Raw genomic sequence first — 15,476 nt, 5'->3', positions numbered from 1 at the left:
AGCATTTTTTCTTCATTGCCTTTTTTAGCGTATGGCTATTATTTTCTCGGCGAACATCCTTGCGGCGCACCTGCTCTTCGATAACGCGCCAATACAATAAAAACGCCATCAGACGTTCAGCGCGCTATTTCAGCGGCCCGGTTGTGAATGAGTGAATGATGATGCTGATTGTTGGCATTAATTCTTTCATCCTGCGGAGGATTGATTTCATCATGAGCATTCTGCCGTTCATTGCGGCGTTCCCTCTCACACCAACCGCCGCAGTGGCTGCCGGCGGTGCCGCAGTAGCCGCAACCGGCGTCAGCGCCCACAATTTTTTCATCCGCGCCTCGGCGTTTAAATAGCGACACGCCAAGGGTTAATTTAATTTCGCTCAGTGTATCGCGATGCGATGTTTCAATTTAACCCCTTTTCCTGGTTGCCAATAAAAAAACACATAATAGTGATGTAAATATTCAACGAGTAATAATCCACATCAGAGTTCACACCTTGAAATAGAGCGAAATAAAATAACGCCAAAATGGCATTTTTGAGTTTCCATTTAATAGCCTGAGTAAAAACTGCCGATGCAACACCCTATTCGCCATCCCTTTTGGTCGGCGTTTTTTTACCCAACCGCAACCCCATCGAACCGCCTGAGGCATTTGTGACGCTTATTGCTATCACGTTATACTTTGCGAATGTCGAACAGCAGCGTGCCACAGAGATTATTTCCCCTGCCCGGCGCAGGTGGCCTATTGTTTGATCGCGCACATGATGTGGCGCCGTCGGATGAGCGTACGATGGGCGCTCAGGGTCTGCTTGTTTTAGCCGTATAAATCAGTCAGCTACTCCCCCGCCACCGCGGCGGCGAACGCAAAGGATATTTATCAAGATGCAAAAAATGACCAACGCAGTGCAAAACTATGCATGGGGCAGTCACGACGCCTTAACCCGGCTGTATAACATCGCCAACCCGCAGGGGAAACCGATGGCGGAGCTGTGGATGGGCGCTCACCCGAAGAGCAGCTCCAGCGTGGCGGATGCCAACGGCTCTTTGCGCTCACTGCGCGACGTCATTGATGAAGACCAACCTAAACAGCTGGGCGCGGACGTTGCCCGTCGCTTTGGCGAGCTGCCTTTCCTGTTTAAAGTCCTGTGCGCCGATCAGCCGCTGTCGATCCAGGTGCACCCAAGCAAGTCCGCCGCCGTTGCAGGTTTTGCCAAAGAAAACGCCGCTGGCGTTCCGCTGGATGCGGCCGAGCGCAATTATAAAGACCCTAACCACAAACCGGAGCTGGTGTTTGCGCTGACGCCTTTCCTGGCGATGAACGGCTTCCGCGAGCTGTCCGACATTGTTTCTCTGCTGCAGCCGATTGCCGGCGCGCATCCTGATATCGCCGCCTTCCTGCGACAGCCGGACGTTGCGCACCTGTCAACGCTGTTTGCCAGCCTGTTGGCGATGAGCGGCGACCAGAAATCACTGGCGCTCGGAGTGCTGAAAGCCGCGCTGAACAACCAACAGGGCGAACCCTGGGATACTTTGCGCTTTATCGCCGGTTTCTACCCGGACGACAGCGGCCTGTTCTCGCCGCTGCTGCTGAATGTGGTGCAACTCAAGCCGGGCGAAGCGATGTTCCTATACGCCGAAACACCGCATGCGTACCTGAAAGGCGTGGCGCTGGAAGTCATGGCCAACTCGGACAACGTGCTGCGCGCCGGTCTGACGCCTAAATTTATCGATATTCCTGAATTGCTGGCCAACCTGCAGTTCCGTCCTCAGCCGGTTTCCGGCCTGCTGACCCAGCCGGAAAAGCGCGGCGATGAGCTGTTCTTCCCGATCCCGGTAGAGGACTTTGCCTTTTCGCTGCACGATCTCTCCGCCGCACCGCAGACGCTGGCGCAAAACAGCGCGGCCATCGTGTTCTGCGTCGACGGTGAAGCGGTACTGGAAAAACAGGGCCAGCAACTGGCGCTGAAGCCGGGTGAGTCCTGCTTTATCGGCGCTTTCGAGTCTCCGGTCAGCGTTAGCGGTTCAGGCCGAATCGCGCGCGTTTATAATCAGTTGTCGTAATCACTCGGTAAATTTCAGCAAATTAGTTGCTAAAAAGAGTGAGTTACCTTCACAATTAAACGCCTGCGGGCGTTTTTTTGTTGGCCCAAATTTGCCCATCCATCTGTCTGCAACAGATGGCTTAATAAAGGATGAACAGAACTATGAAAAAATCGTTAGTCGCTGTCAGCGTCATTGTGGTTCTTGGCGCGGCATGGACCGGGGCTTCCTGGTACACCGGCAAACTGATCGAGCAACGGATGGGTGAAGTGGTTGATAACGCCAACAGCCAACTGAAAGCCTACCTGCCGAAAGCCGGTGTCAAACTGGGTTATGAAAATTACCAGCGCGGCATTTTCAGCAGTAAGATTCGTTACGTACTGCGCGCCGACGGCAGCGTCACCACCGACGATGCCGCACTGAAGCCCGGCGACGAAGTGGCGTTCCTGGAAACCATCGATCACGGCCCTTTCCCGTTCGCCCAGCTGAAAAAATTCAATCTGTTGCCAAGCATGGCCTCGGTGCATACCGAGCTGGAAAACACCCCGGCAACCAAAGGCCTGTTTGACATTACCAAAGGCAAGTCGCTGTTCACCGCCGACTCGCGCATTTCATACAGCGGCGACACCTCGTCGGCCATTGACGTGATCCCGTTGGAATACACCAAAGACAAATCGGCGCTGAAGTTCAGCGGCGCCACCATCAATGCCGATGTTTCGCGCGATATGAAGGCCTTTACCCTGGACGCCAACAGCGACAGCGCCGTGATCAGCGGCCCGAACCAGTTCGGCCAGATCGAGCAGGTTACCTTGCAGGGCGCTACGCTGAAGAGCCAGACTCATGCCGGCCAGTTCGATCTCAGCCTCGGCGACCAGAACATGGCGGTGAAGCAGGTCAAGATTGCCGTTGACGGTAAAGATACCCTGACGCTGGACGGCTTTAACCTGGCAAGCAAATTCGGCGAGAAAGACAACAATCTGAACGGCCAGATCGATTACACCATGGATGCGCTGAAGATCCAGAACAGCGACTTCGGCTCCGGCAAACTGTCGTTGAAGATCGACAAACTGGACGCCAAGTCGCTGAAAGAGTTTGCCGACCGTTACAACCAGCAGGCGCTGGCGATGCTGCAACAGGGCCAACCCGTCGATCCGGTCGCTTACCAGCAGCAAACCACCGATATCTTGCTGCAAAACCTGCCGCTGTTGCTGAAAGGCAACCCGAACATCAGCATCGCACCGCTGAGCTGGAAAAACAGCAAGGGTGAAAGTACCTTTACCCTGAATCTGGACCTGACCGATCCGGCGCAGGCCGGCTCCCCGGCACAATCTCCGGACCAGCTGATTGCCCGTTCGGTGAAAAAACTGGACGCCAGCCTGAGCATTCCGGTCGCGATGGCCACCGAAACCACCTCACAGACGGCACTGCTGCAAGGCTATAGCGCGGAAGAAGCGCAAAAACTGGCGCAGCAACAGGTGCAGGGGCTGGCGGCGATGGGCCAGATGTTCAAACTGACCACCCTGAAAGACGACGTGATTGGCAGCAGCTTCCATTACGCCGACAACCAGGTTGATCTGAACGGCAATAAAATGACGCTGCAAGAATTCATCGGCATGTTCGGCCTGTTGGCCGCACCGGCAGAGGAAGGCGCACCGGCTCAGGACGCCGTTCCCGCACCGGCGCAGTAAGCGATAAGTTGTTGTTCATCGGGGCTCCTTACGGAGCCCCGGTTTTATTCCCCTCTCCCGTACACCGCATCGCGGATCTGCTGCGGATACAGCCCGCACATCCCTTCGAACGCCGTATTGGTCAGTGCCACCACGCTTAGCTCCGCCTGCGGATCGTAAAACCAACTGTGTCCGTACACGCCGCCCCATTGCAGGGTGCCGCAGTGCTGCGGCGTCGCCGCCAATTGAGCATCCACCAGCACCGCGCCGCCGAAACCAAAGCCCCAGCCCGGCCCCTGAACTTCGGCTTCTGCCCCCACGTGCGGCTGGCGCATCAGCGTCACGGTAGCGGGTTGTAAAATACCCTCGCCGCCAGCGCGTAACGCCTCCACCAGCCGCAGTACGTCGTCGGCGTCACCGACCATGCCGGCCCCGCCAGAAGCATAAGCCTGCGGATCAAACGCCCGTGAGGGCGACAGTTCGATATCAAAGCCAAAGCCTTCAGGTAGCTGCAACCGCATACCGTCATGTATCGGCTCCGGCCGGGTGGCAATATCATGATAGGCCGTCGCCAGGTTGTCGGCATCGGTGGCGTAAAAACCGGTATTGGCCAGCCCTAATGGCTGTGCGACCCATTGGCTGAACAACTGCGGCAAGGGTTCGCCCGCTGCCTGCTCCAGCACCGCGCCCAACACGTCGATCGCCAGTGAATAATTAAATGCGCTGCCGGGTTCGGCCAGTAGTTCCGCCTGCGCCAGCAACTGCAAATTTTGCTCCAGCGTCAGTGACGACAGCTCCATGCCGTCTTCAACGCCCAACCGCTGATATGGGCCGTCCGCGGGCTGATTCATGCGGTAATCCAGCCCGGCGGTGTGGCTCAGCAGGTGGCGGATTTTAATCTCCGGGCGGCGGCCGTCGGCCAGCGCCGGGGTGAACCACGGCAACCAGCGGCTTACCGCATCGTCCAGGCTCAGTTTTTGTTGTTCGATCATGCGCATCGCCGCCAGCGTGATATAAGGCTTGGACACCGACGACAGGCGGAACTGCGTTTCACGCCGCATTGGCCGCTGCAATTCACGGTCGGCATAACCGGCAGCCCCGGCATAAATCACTTCGCCTCGTTGCGCCACCAGCACCACGCTGCCCACCAGGCGCCCTTCGTCGATCGCCCGCTGGCTGACCGCCTGCACTCTTTCTGCTAATGACTGATTCACTGTCGACATGTTTTGTTGTTCTCTCTGAGGGAATAAAATCAGTCTAACGCGTCTATTATAAAATTAAATGCCAGGTTACTTAACGAATCATTAAGCAGGAATTAGCGATCGATGAGCTCACTGTTACAACTGCTGCCGTTCTTCGAAGCCGTCGCCCGGCTGGGCAGCTTTACCCAGGCGGCCAACCAACTGGGCGTTACGCCACCGGCGGTGTCGCAAAACATTCAGGCGCTGGAAACGCGGCTGGGCGTCAGGCTGTTCAACCGCACCAGTCGTTCGGTACGGCTGAGTGATGAAGGGAAGATTTTTTACCGGCGGGTGGCACCGGCCATGAGCCAAATCGACGTGGCGGCGGACGATCTCCGCACCCTGCGCGGGCAACCTTCCGGCCTGCTGCGCATTACCTTGCCGCAACTGGCCGCGTCCCTGCTGGTGATGCCTTATCTGGCGGAGTTTCAGGCACGTTACCCCGAAGTACAGCTTGAGCTGTTTACCGACGACCATTTTTCCGACCTGGTGCTCGGCAGCTTCGATGCCGGCATCCGCATGCGCGCGATGTTGCAGAAAGACATGATCGCGGTGCCGATCGATAACGGCCAACGGCGGGTGGTGATCGCCTCTCCCGGCTATCTGACGCAGCACGGCATACCGCTTACGCCGGCGGCGCTGAGCGAACATAATTGCCTGCGTTACCGTTTCCCCGGCAGCGGCAAATTTGAGCCCTGGTATTTCAGGCAGAATGACGGGCACCTGACGCTGGAGGTCGGCGGCAGCCTGATTTTCAATGAAGATCGGCTGATAAAGGACGCCGCGCTGGCGGGGCTAGGCATTACCCAGCGCTTTCGCGGTGCGGCGCGGCGCGAGCTGGAAAGCGGGCAACTGGTGGAGGTTTTGGCGGATTATGCCGACGAGTCGCCCGGTTTTTTCATCTATTTCCCTGCCAGCCGCCATATGCCGCTCAAGCTGAGGGTATTTATTGATTTTATGCGCGAAAAACAGGCGTTGCAGGATATGCCCCAGAGCGCCATTGCGGCGCCCTGAGGCTGCGACTTAGGGTTTTTCCAGCGACTGTACGATGCGGTAAGTGGCCGCCACCCGATCGTCATTCGGGAACCATTTGTTGGCCAGCATGACCACGGCAATCTTTTGCTTGGGCAAAAACACCGCATAGGTAGAGAAGCCGCCGGTCGAACCGGTTTTATTGAACCAGGCCGCGCCCTGTTCCCGTTGCGGCGGCGTGATGGCGGTGGCCGGCGTGCCGTTCATGATCATCCCGGCATTGTTGCCCTCCGTCAGGCGCGCCAGCTCCACCGGATAAGGATAGCTTTCCCACATCAGATCCTGGGTGAGTACCCCCGCCCGGTAATAGCCGGTATGGGTCTCGTCCAGCGCCTTGCGCCATTTATCCCCCACCTTCGCGACCTGCATATTGGCCTCGAGGTAGCGGATCAGATCCTGCGCATTGGATTTGACGCCGTAGGATTCGGCATCCAGCGGTCCCGGCGTGACCCGCACCGGCTGGTCTTTTTTGTTGTAGCCCTGGGCGTAATTCGCCATTTGGCCGGTCGGTACGTTAATGTAGCTGTGCGTCAGCCCCAGCGCCGGGAACAAGCGTTGCTCCATCGCCTGAGCAAAGGGTTGGTTCAGGCTTTTCGCCGTGATCATCCCCAGCATGCCGATACCCAGATTGGAATAAACGCGGGTGCTGCCTGCCGGTTTAGGTGGCTGCCATTGCTTGTAATAGGCCATCAGTTGCGCGTCGTTGGTCACCTCGTCCGGCACAAACAGCGGCAACCCGGAGGTATGAGTCGCCAGCTTCAGCAGGCTGACATGGTCAAACGCGCTGCCGCGCAGCTCCGGCAAATAACGGCTGGCCGGTTCGGCGAACGACAGTTTGCCCTCATCGTTGGCATAGGCCGCCAGCGTGGCGGTGAAGGTTTTGCTCAGCGAGCCGATTTCAAACAGCGTCTGGTTGGTGATGGGTTTGCCGGTCTGTTTGGACGCCACGCCATAATGATAAAACTGCTGTTTCCCTTCCACCGATACCGCGATCGCCATGCCCGGCACGCCGTATTTCTGCATCAGCGGTTGAATGATGGCATCGATGTCGGCTTTATCTGCGGCATGGCCTGCCGGTATCGCCAGTGCGGTCAGCAACGCCACCGCCAACTTATGGGTTCTCTTCATGATAACAAGCTCATTGTGTTGAAGGGCTGCCGCCAATAGATTTTTTTGTCAGTCGGCGTAACCCTATCCTTGAGTGATTATACCCGGTGCATTTCACGTGGCAGCCAACGACGCTGCGGCCTGAAAGGTATGGGTATCGACTATTCCTTGGCTCGTCGCAGAACAGCTGCAACGAGTGCGCAAAATATCGGTGTTTATCCCCCGGCTGACAAGCGATAATAATTTCACCTAGCCAAAAGAAAAATTTATGGGTCGTTATGCGTAACCGACTGCCGCTGAACGCACTGCGCGCTTTTGAATCCTCCGCCCGCCACCTTAACTTTACCCGCGCCGGCCTGGAGCTGAGCGTGACCCAGGCCGCCGTCAGCCAGCAGGTGCGAATGCTGGAAGAACAGCTGGGCATTGTGCTGTTCAAGCGCCTGCCGCGTGGTCTGGATCTTACCGAAGAAGGCCAGGCGCTGCTGCCGGTATTAACCGAATCCTTTGACCGCATCGAGTCGGTACTGCAGCAGTTTGAAGGCGGCCATTTTCATGAGGTACTGACGATTGCGGTGGTCGGCACCTTTGCGGTCGGCTGGCTGATGCCGCGGCTGGCGTCGTTCCGGGAGGCCCACCCGTTTGTCGATCTGCGCATCCTGACCAACAACAATCTGGTTAACCTGTCCGCGGACGGCATGGATTTCGCCATTCGCTTCGGTGAGGGGCTGTGGCCCGCGACCTGCAATATCAAGCTGTTTGACGCGCCGTTGACGGTGTTGTGCCCGCCGGAGGTCGCCGCGCGCCTGCGTTCACCGGAAGATCTTAAAAACGAGCTGCTGATGCGCAGTTACCGCAAGGATGAATGGGAACGCTGGTTTGCCGCCGCGCAGATCGCTCCCTGGCGCATTAACGGCCCGGTGTTCGATGCGTCGAGATTGATGGTCGAGGGGGCGATAAACTGCGGCGGCGTGGCGCTGGCTCCCGCCAGTATGTTCGCCCGGGAGTTGCAGGGAGGGCTGTTGGTGCGCCCCTTTGCCGCCGAAGCGAATCTGGGCGGCTATTGGCTGACCCGCCTGAAATCCCGCGTAATGACCCCGGCGATGAAAACCTTCGAAGGCTGGCTGCAACAGCAGGCCCGGCAAGAACAGGCTTAGGCGGAACCGCGCTTGATCAGCCGCGGCGGCAGGATGACGTTTTGCGCCGGCAGCCCGGCGTCGCCAATCCGCTGCAACAAGCGTGCAGCCGCGCTGCGCCCAACCTCCATTGCCGAGCTGGACACCAGGGTCAGCGGCGGCTCGGTCAGTTCGGCTTCAGGCACGTCGCCAAAGCCAATCAGCGCCACCTGTTGGCCATAATAGGTGTCCACGCCTTCCGAACCTATGCTGCGCCCGCTGCGCACAATGCCGAAATAAGCGCCCAACGCCACCGAAGCCTTGTGACACACCAACGCGCTGATGTTCGGGTATTGGCGCAGCAGGTTTTCCGCCGCCTCCGCCGCCGCCCGCTGATGGCCATCGCATTCGACAATCCATTCGGAGCGGAAAGGCAGGCCATACTGCACCAGCGTGGCGCAAACCCCCCCCAGCCGTTCCGCGCGGGTCAGCGAGCCGCTCTCGCCGCCCAGATAGGCTATTTGGCTGTGGCCGCGTTTGATCAGGAATTCTGTGGCCATCTTGGCGGCCTGCATGTTGTCCGGGCGCACCACGTCGACCCCGTCCAGCCCGTTCGAACGCGCGGCGCACACCAGGGGAACGCCCTGCTCTGCGGCCTTTTCCTTCAGCCCCGCCGCCGAACGCATACCGCCCGCCAGCACCATACCGTCGACGCCGTGTTCCAGCAGCGTGTCAAAACAGCGCATCAGCCCTTTGCCGTCGCGGCCGCTTTGGGTGAGGAACAGCACTTTGCCGTGCGCCTCCAGCACCTCGCTCAGGCCCGCAGTCATTTCGGCGTAAAAAGGGTCGCAGATATCGCGCAGGATCAGCCCTATCACCCCTGACTCACCGCCACGTAACGTCGCCGCCTGGCGGTTGCGCACATAACCGAGCCGTTCGATCGCCTCGTTGACCCGCGTCACTGTGGTGGCCGAAATACGGCCCTTGCCGCTCAGCACCAGTGAAACGGTGGTGACGGAGACGCCGGCCTGCTGTGCGACATCGGTGATGGTGATCTTTTTGATGGTCATAACCCCTGCAAACCCGATCCTGGGCATATTGTGCAAACGCTGCAGCCTGAAAGCCATAAAGCCTGTCTCTGAAGCCATGGTATACCGAATCTCTTTGTTCGGTAAAACGTTTTACTGGCATAACCATTGTCACCATAAAGCACCTGCCATAATTGTGATTAGCGGCGCATTTTTGCTAGGTAAAACGTTTTATCTTATTTTTACCTAACAGGGGCACACATCACTTTTGCACGCTTTTTTCGCCAGGAGCCACCGGTCATGCCAGCATCTAAAAAACAAAAAATAACGCTCTGGGAGTTTTTCCAAAGCCTGGGCAAAACATTCATGCTGCCCGTCGCCTTGCTGTCTTTTTGCGGCATCATGCTGGGGATCGGCAGTTCGCTGAGCAGCCGCGATGTCATCACTCTGCTGCCTTTTATCGGCCACCCCGCCTTCCAGTTGCTGTTCACCTGGATGAGCAAGGTGGGCTCTTTTGCCTTTAGCTTCTTGCCGGTGATGTTCGCCATCGCCATTCCGCTGGGCATGGCGCGTGAAAACAAAGGCGTCGCCGCGTTCTCCGGCTTTGTCGGCTTTGCCGTGCTGAACCTGGCCACCAATTTTTACCTGACCACTACCGGCATCCTGCCCACCACAGATCCGCTGGTGTTAAAAGCCAATAACATCCAGAACATCCTCGGTATCCAGTCAATCGACACCGGCATTTTGGGCGCGGTGATCGTCGGCATTATCGTTTATCTGCTGCATGAGCGTTTCAATACCATCCGCCTGCCGGATGCGCTGGCGTTCTTCGGCGGCACCCGCTTTGTGCCGATCGTCACCACCCTGGTGCTGGGCCTGTGCGGGCTGGTTATTCCGTTGATCTGGCCCTGGTTCGCCGCCGGCATCAACGGCCTCGGCTGGGTGATCAACGGCGCGGGCGCTTTTGGCCCGATGATTTTCGGCACCGGCGAACGCCTGCTGTTACCCTTCGGTTTGCACCATATTCTGGTGGCTCTGATCCGCTTTACCGAAGCGGGCGGCACGCTGGACGTTTGCGGCCACAGCGTCAGCGGCGCCCTGACCATTTTCCAGGCGCAGCTCTCCTGCCCAACCACCACCGGCTTTGCCGAAAGCGCTACCCGCTTCCTGTCGCAGGGTAAAATGCCGGCGTTCCTCGGCGGCCTGCCGGGTGCGGCGTTGGCGATGTATCACTGCGCCAGGCCGGAAAACCGACATAAAATTAAGGGCCTGCTGATCTCCGGCGTGGTGGCCTGCGTGGTCGGCGGCACCACCGAGCCGATCGAGTTCTTGTTCCTGTTCGTCGCGCCTTTCCTGTACTTCATCCACGCCATTCTGACCGGGCTGGGCTTCACCGTGATGGCGCTGCTGGGCGTGACCATCGGCAACACCGACGGCAATATCATCGATTTCGTGGTGTTCGGCATCCTGCACGGCACCGCCACCAAGTGGTATCTGGTGCCGATTGTCGCCGCCATCTGGTTTGCCGCCTACTACGCCATTTTCCGCTTCTCCATCCAGCGCTTTAACATCAAAACGCCGGGCCGCGAGAGCGACGCCGCTACCAGCCAAAGCGCGCCGGTGGGCGCGGTCGGTAAATCCGGTTATAACGTGCCGGCCATTTTGGCGGCGCTGGGCGGCAGCGAGAATATCGTTTCGCTGGATAACTGCATCACCCGCCTGCGCCTGTCGGTCAGCGACATAAGCAAGGTGGATGACGCGGCGCTGAAAGCCAACCGCGCCATTGGCGTCGTGCGCCTCAATGACCATAATCTGCAAGTGGTGATCGGTCCGCAGGTACAATCGGTAAAAGATGAATTAGACTCACTGATAGCGGCAGCGCAACCTGCGGCCGCCCTGCAGGGAGCGTCACATGTTTGATTTTTCTACTCCGGTCGATCGGCACGGCACCTGGTGCACGCAGTGGGATTACATTGCCGATCGCTTTGGCAGCGACGACCTGTTGCCGTTCACCATCTCAGATATGGACTTCGCTACCGCCCCCTGCATTATCGAGGCGCTGCAACAGCGCCTGCAGCACGGCGTGCTGGGTTACAGCCGCTGGCAGCATGAGGATTTTCTCGGCGCGGTGCGCCACTGGTATCAGCAGCGTTTCAATACGCCGATCGACACCGGGATGGCGGTTTACGGTCCGTCGGTGATCTACATGGCTGCACAGATGATCCGCCTGTGGTCGGCGCCGGGGGAATTCGTGGTCACTCACACGCCGGCCTATGACGCCTTTTATAAGGTGATCCTCGGCAATCAGCGCCAACTGTTGGCCTGCCCGCTGCACAAGGACGGCGACCAATGGCTGTGCGACATGGCGCACCTGGAAGCGCTGCTGGCGCGGCCGCAAACCAAGATCCTGCTGTTGTGCAGCCCGCACAATCCGACCGGCAAGGTATGGAGCGTGTCGGAGTTGCAGCAGATGGCCGAGCTGTGCGAACGCCATGATGTACGGGTGATCAGCGATGAGATCCATATGGACATGGTGTGGGGCGAGAGGTGCCACACGCCATGGAGCCAGGTGGCGACCACGCCCTGGGCCCTGCTGACCTCCGGCTCCAAAACCTTCAATATTCCGGCGCTGACCGGCGCCTACGGGTTTATCAGCGACAATGCCGCTCGCGACGCCTACACCCAACTGCTGAAAAGCCGCGACGGGCTGTCTTCACCGGCAGTGTTGGCGGTGGTGGCGCACATTGCCGCCTATCGCCACGGCGAGCCCTGGCTGGATGCACTGCGCGATTATCTGCAAGACAACCTGACCTACGTCGCCGAACGGCTGAACCTGGCGTTCCCGACGCTCGACTGGCAGCCGCCGCAGGCCACCTATCTGGCCTGGATCGATCTGCGTCCGCTGGGCGTTGACGACAGCCAACTGCAACAGGTGCTGATCGACCGCGAGAAGGTCGCGATTATGCCGGGTTTCACTTACGGCGAAGAGGGCCGCGGCTTCCTGCGGCTGAACGTCGGTTGCCCACGCAGCAAGGTGGAAGCCGGCATGGACAAGCTGATTAGCGGGCTGAGGTTTGTTCTGGGCGAGGTTTAGTCGACCGGGCCTGCCACCGGGGATTGACCAAACCGCCACCGGTTACAGGCTGCGCCCGCTATTGGGTCATTCAGGGCGAACATGTTCGCCCTCTGTTCATTCCGCCTGTGGGATATCGTCCAGGCGGTAATAGACATTCAACCCGCGCTCATTGGCCAGCCGCACGTCGTTATCCGCCCCGGCAGAAGCACCTTCAATGCGATAAATAGCCTGGCATTGGGCAATCAGCCGATGGGCTACCGGATAGAGAAACGCCTCGCTTACCGCGTCCCCCAATTGGGTTGAACCGGCCGCCGCCGCCAGCGGCAACGCCAGCCATTCGCCAATCACCGGCACATGCCCGCGCTGATACACCTCGAGCGCCGCCTGCTCCAGACGGTGCAGATTAGCGGCAATGCGCTGCGGATCGCCATCGGTGCCGCTGCGGTACGGGCCGGCTATCAGAATCAATTGAGCGCTCATTGGTTATTCTCCAGGGTACGGTTAAGCGCCACAAATTGCAGCAGCATAATGGTTTTGGCATCCACAATGGTTCCTTGCTGAATGGCGTGCAGCGCGTCCGCCAACGGCATCTCGAGCACCTCGAGGTCTTCGCCTTCCGCTTCCACCCCGCCGCCATCGCTCACCCGGCTGCCGGCAGCGTATTCCCCGACGAAGAAATGCAGTTTTTCGGTCACCGAACCGGGGCTCATATAGGCCTCAAATACCTTCTGTACGTTTTCCACCCGATAGCCGGTTTCCTCCTCCGCTTCGGCGCGAATGCGCTCCTCCGGCGAGGCATTGTCCAGCAAGCCGGCGGCGGCCTCTATCAGCATGCCGTCATGGCCGTTGACGAACACCGGGAAGCGGAACTGGCGCGTCAGCACCACCTTTTGCGCCTGCCGGTTAAACAGCAAAATGGTCGCGCCGTCGCCGCGATCGTAAGTTTCGCGGCTTTGCCGTTGCCATTCGCCATCACGGCGTAAAAAATCGAAGGTGGTTTTTTTCAGCAGATACCAGTCATCGGACAATACCCGGGTTTCAACGATACGGACCCGATCTTTAGTCGCAATCATATTAGCCAACTCCATAACTCAGGAAAGGAACTGGATACTATCGTGCAGTTTCGTGTATGATCAAGATATTTCGTGCAATGCAAATTTAATGGGACAACAGGATGCTCACCAGTCAGCGCAAAAAAATTATTCTGGAGAAACTGGCACAGGACGGACAGGTGCTGGCCAAACAGCTCAGCGAAATGTTCGGGCTGTCCGAAGACACCCTGCGCCGCGATCTGCGTGAGCTGGACAGCGAAGGGCTGCTGCAACGGGTGCACGGCGGCGCGCTGCCGGTTTCCCCCGCCATTGGCACCTTTGCCGAAAGAAACGGGCAGGAATCGGCCGCCAAGCGCTCGATAGCCAAAGCCGCAGCGGCGATGATCATTCCAGGGCAAGTGGTGATCATCGATGGCGGCACCACCTCCGCCGAGCTGGTGAAACAGCTGCCGCCCACGCTGGAGGCGACAATCGTCACCCACAGCCCCAGCGTGGCGGTCGGGTTGGTTGATCACCCCAAAGTGGAGGTGATCCTGATCGGCGGGCGGTTGTATAAACATTCGATCGTCAGCGTGGGCGCCGCCGCGGTGGAGGCCATGTCGCACATCCGCGCCGACATTTACTTTATGGGCGTGACGGGCGTGCACTCGACCGCCGGGCTGAGCACCGGCGACCTCGAAGAGGCCTATATCAAGCGTGCGCTGGCGGCGCGGGCGGCAGAAACCGTGGTGCTGGCCTCCGCCGCCAAGCTGAACGCCGCCTCACAATTTGCGATTGGCGATATCACGCTGGCGCAGACCATTATTGTCGAACGCGCGACCGACGCCGCGCTGATCGCCCCGCTGGAACAGGCCGGGGTCACGGTGGTGAGGGCCTGAGCAGCGCGGCCCAAAGGCCGCCCCGCTGGCCATCGGCCCGGTGTTCCGGGTTGATGTTTTCCGCAACTGCCGATCAGAGCAAACGCGGGAGCTTCTCGCCCGCGATAACCCCAAAATGCCACGCCGCCCGCAATTAATGTGATTTTCATCACTTTTTTATGCAACGTAATGGCAATTTTCATCATTTTGTTTTTATACTGATATGCACTTTACCTACGACAAAATAACGAGTGCAGATCATGATTGACTCCCGCCTACCGCTTACCGACATTCACCGTCACCTCGACGGCAACATCCGTGCGCAAACCATTCTCGATCTGGGCCGTCAGTTCAATCTGGCCCTGCCCGCTGACGAGCTGGAAGCATTGCGCCCACACGTGCAAATTACCCATGCCGAACCGGATCTGATCAGCTTTCTGCAAAAGCTGGACTGGGGCGTGGCGGTGCTGGGCGACCTGGATGCTTGCCGCCGGGTAGCCTACGAAAACGTAGAGGACGCGGCAAATGCCGGCCTGCACTACGCCGAGCTGCGCTTCTCGCCGTATTACATGGCGATGAAACACCAACTGCCGGTGGCTGGCGTAGTCGAAGCGGTGATTGACGGCATTCGTTCCGGCGTTCGCGATCGGGGCATCGATGTGCGTCTGATCGGCATCATGAGCCGCACCTTTGGCGAAGCGGCCTGCTTGCAAGAGCTGGAAGGCCTGTTGGCGCACCGCGACGGCATTACCGCGCTGGATCTGGCCGGTGACGAGCTGGGCTTCCCGGGCAGCCTGTTCCTCAGCCACTTCAACCGCGCCCGCGACGCCGGCTTGCGCATTACCGTGCACGCGGGCGAAGCCGCAGGCCCGGAAAGCATCTGGCAGGCGATCCGCGAGCTGGGCGCCGAGCGTATCGGCCACGGGGTGAAAGCGATTGAGGATCCGGCGTTGATGGACTTCCTGGCTGAACACGGCATCGGCATCGAATCCTGCCTGACCTCCAATATTCAGACCAGCACCGTCTCTTCTCTGGCCCAGCATCCGCTGGCGAAATTCCTGCGCCACGGCGTGCTGGCCTCGATCAACACCGATGACCCGGCGGTTCAGGGCATCGAGATCGAACACGAATACCGGGTTGCGGCGCCACAGGCCGGGCTGACGCCGGCCGAAATCCGCACCGCACAGGAAAACGGCCTGAAAATGGCGTTCCTCAGCGAGCAGGAAAAGCAGGCTCTGCGCGATAAAGTGCAAGGCTGATAAAACAAGGGGC

Annotated in this window: 14 protein-coding genes; 9 read left to right on the top strand and 5 right to left on the bottom strand. The window is 58.9% G+C overall.

Annotated elements, in window-relative coordinates; genetic code table 11:
- Positions 1-155: 155 nt before the first annotated feature.
- From JK621_RS10070 to JK621_RS10060, 3 genes are all read left to right on the top strand, one after another.
- Positions 156-344, top strand: coding sequence for a hypothetical protein (locus tag JK621_RS10070; protein WP_212559664.1), 189 nt, complete (start codon positions 156-158; stop codon positions 342-344).
- 530 nt (positions 345-874) lie between these two features.
- Positions 875-2,053, top strand: a complete 1,179-nt coding sequence (manA, locus tag JK621_RS10065; protein WP_212559663.1) for a mannose-6-phosphate isomerase — start codon at positions 875-877, stop codon at positions 2,051-2,053.
- Positions 2,054-2,196: 143 nt separating this feature from the next.
- Positions 2,197-3,720 carry a YdgA family protein gene (locus JK621_RS10060; protein ID WP_212559662.1) on the top strand — a complete coding sequence of 508 codons (1,524 nt, stop codon included), beginning with the start codon at positions 2,197-2,199 and terminating at the stop codon, positions 3,718-3,720.
- 44 nt (positions 3,721-3,764) lie between these two features.
- Here JK621_RS10060 and JK621_RS10055 read toward each other — a convergent pair whose 3' ends face one another.
- Positions 3,765-4,922: a serine hydrolase domain-containing protein gene (locus JK621_RS10055; protein ID WP_212559661.1), complete on the bottom strand. Its 1,158-nt coding sequence runs from the start codon at positions 4,920-4,922 to the stop codon at positions 3,765-3,767.
- Positions 4,923-5,024: 102 nt separating this feature from the next.
- On the opposite strand from JK621_RS10055, the gene JK621_RS10050 reads away from it, so the two are divergent.
- Positions 5,025-5,954: a LysR family transcriptional regulator gene (locus JK621_RS10050; RefSeq protein ID WP_212559660.1), complete on the top strand. Its 930-nt coding sequence runs from the start codon at positions 5,025-5,027 to the stop codon at positions 5,952-5,954.
- A 9-nt stretch (positions 5,955-5,963) separates the two neighbouring features.
- Here the strand turns inward: JK621_RS10050 and ampC are convergent, their stop codons facing one another.
- Entirely contained in the window at positions 5,964-7,100 is a 1,137-nt protein-coding gene (ampC, locus tag JK621_RS10045) for a class C beta-lactamase (protein WP_212559659.1), read from the bottom strand.
- Between the two features lie 257 nt (positions 7,101-7,357).
- Between ampC and JK621_RS10040 the strand changes: the two genes are divergently transcribed.
- A complete protein-coding gene (locus JK621_RS10040; RefSeq protein ID WP_212559658.1) occupies positions 7,358-8,233 on the top strand; it encodes a LysR family transcriptional regulator in 876 nt (291 codons plus the stop codon).
- Here JK621_RS10040 and JK621_RS10035 read toward each other — a convergent pair.
- Positions 8,230-9,261, bottom strand: coding sequence for a Mal regulon transcriptional regulator MalI (locus JK621_RS10035; RefSeq protein WP_212559657.1), 1,032 nt, complete (start codon positions 9,259-9,261; stop codon positions 8,230-8,232). The two genes, JK621_RS10040 and JK621_RS10035, sit on opposite strands and share 4 nt — an antisense overlap.
- 258 nt (positions 9,262-9,519) lie before the next feature.
- Here JK621_RS10035 and malX point away from each other — a divergent pair, with 258 nt between their 5' ends.
- Together malX and JK621_RS10025 are read left to right on the top strand one after the other, a co-directional pair.
- Positions 9,520-11,139, top strand: a complete 1,620-nt coding sequence (gene malX / locus JK621_RS10030; protein ID WP_212559656.1) for a maltose/glucose-specific PTS transporter subunit IIBC — start codon at positions 9,520-9,522, stop codon at positions 11,137-11,139.
- Entirely contained in the window at positions 11,132-12,313 is a 1,182-nt protein-coding gene (locus tag JK621_RS10025) for a MalY/PatB family protein (RefSeq protein ID WP_212559655.1), read from the top strand. Before malX ends, JK621_RS10025 begins: the two co-directional genes overlap by 8 nt.
- Before the next feature lie 96 nt (positions 12,314-12,409).
- On the opposite strand, the gene JK621_RS10020 is transcribed toward JK621_RS10025, so the two are convergent.
- On the bottom strand, positions 12,410-12,775 hold the full coding sequence (locus JK621_RS10020; protein ID WP_212559654.1) for an NUDIX hydrolase: 366 nt from the start codon (positions 12,773-12,775) through the stop codon (positions 12,410-12,412).
- Positions 12,772-13,368, bottom strand: a complete 597-nt coding sequence (locus JK621_RS10015; RefSeq protein ID WP_212559653.1) for an NUDIX domain-containing protein — start codon at positions 13,366-13,368, stop codon at positions 12,772-12,774. The genes JK621_RS10020 and JK621_RS10015 overlap by 4 nt, the downstream gene beginning before the upstream one ends.
- A 101-nt stretch (positions 13,369-13,469) precedes the next feature.
- Here JK621_RS10015 and JK621_RS10010 point away from each other — a divergent pair, with 101 nt between their 5' ends.
- The gene (locus JK621_RS10010) at positions 13,470-14,225 is read left to right on the top strand and encodes a DeoR/GlpR family DNA-binding transcription regulator (RefSeq protein ID WP_212559652.1); all 756 of its coding nucleotides are present in this window, start codon (positions 13,470-13,472) and stop codon (positions 14,223-14,225) included.
- A 239-nt stretch (positions 14,226-14,464) separates the two neighbouring features.
- Positions 14,465-15,463: an adenosine deaminase gene (add, locus tag JK621_RS10005; RefSeq protein ID WP_004943928.1), complete on the top strand. Its 999-nt coding sequence runs from the start codon at positions 14,465-14,467 to the stop codon at positions 15,461-15,463.
- The last annotated feature ends 13 nt before the right edge of the window (positions 15,464-15,476 follow it).

Origin of the sequence: Serratia plymuthica (genome assembly GCF_018336935.1) — a bacterium.
Classification (GTDB): domain Bacteria; phylum Pseudomonadota; class Gammaproteobacteria; order Enterobacterales; family Enterobacteriaceae; genus Serratia; species Serratia plymuthica_B.
Note: the sequence above shows the minus strand (reverse complement) of the source record. Positions and strands in the feature narration are given on the sequence as shown.

Coding starts and splice junctions, on each gene's coding strand:
- add (WP_004943928.1), top strand. CDS start 14,465: ATGATTGACTCCCGCCTACCGCTTACCGACATTCACCGTCACCTCGAC.
- manA (WP_212559663.1), top strand. CDS start 875: ATGCAAAAAATGACCAACGCAGTGCAAAACTATGCATGGGGCAGTCAC.
- JK621_RS10015 (WP_212559653.1), bottom strand. CDS start 13,368: ATGATTGCGACTAAAGATCGGGTCCGTATCGTTGAAACCCGGGTATTG.
- JK621_RS10050 (WP_212559660.1), top strand. CDS start 5,025: ATGAGCTCACTGTTACAACTGCTGCCGTTCTTCGAAGCCGTCGCCCGG.
- JK621_RS10035 (WP_212559657.1), bottom strand. CDS start 9,261: ATGACCATCAAAAAGATCACCATCACCGATGTCGCACAGCAGGCCGGC.
- malX (WP_212559656.1), top strand. CDS start 9,520: ATGCCAGCATCTAAAAAACAAAAAATAACGCTCTGGGAGTTTTTCCAA.
- JK621_RS10040 (WP_212559658.1), top strand. CDS start 7,358: ATGCGTAACCGACTGCCGCTGAACGCACTGCGCGCTTTTGAATCCTCC.
- JK621_RS10010 (WP_212559652.1), top strand. CDS start 13,470: ATGCTCACCAGTCAGCGCAAAAAAATTATTCTGGAGAAACTGGCACAG.
- JK621_RS10060 (WP_212559662.1), top strand. CDS start 2,197: ATGAAAAAATCGTTAGTCGCTGTCAGCGTCATTGTGGTTCTTGGCGCG.
- JK621_RS10020 (WP_212559654.1), bottom strand. CDS start 12,775: ATGAGCGCTCAATTGATTCTGATAGCCGGCCCGTACCGCAGCGGCACC.
- JK621_RS10070 (WP_212559664.1), top strand. CDS start 156: ATGATGATGCTGATTGTTGGCATTAATTCTTTCATCCTGCGGAGGATT.
- JK621_RS10055 (WP_212559661.1), bottom strand. CDS start 4,922: ATGTCGACAGTGAATCAGTCATTAGCAGAAAGAGTGCAGGCGGTCAGC.
- ampC (WP_212559659.1), bottom strand. CDS start 7,100: ATGAAGAGAACCCATAAGTTGGCGGTGGCGTTGCTGACCGCACTGGCG.
- JK621_RS10025 (WP_212559655.1), top strand. CDS start 11,132: ATGTTTGATTTTTCTACTCCGGTCGATCGGCACGGCACCTGGTGCACG.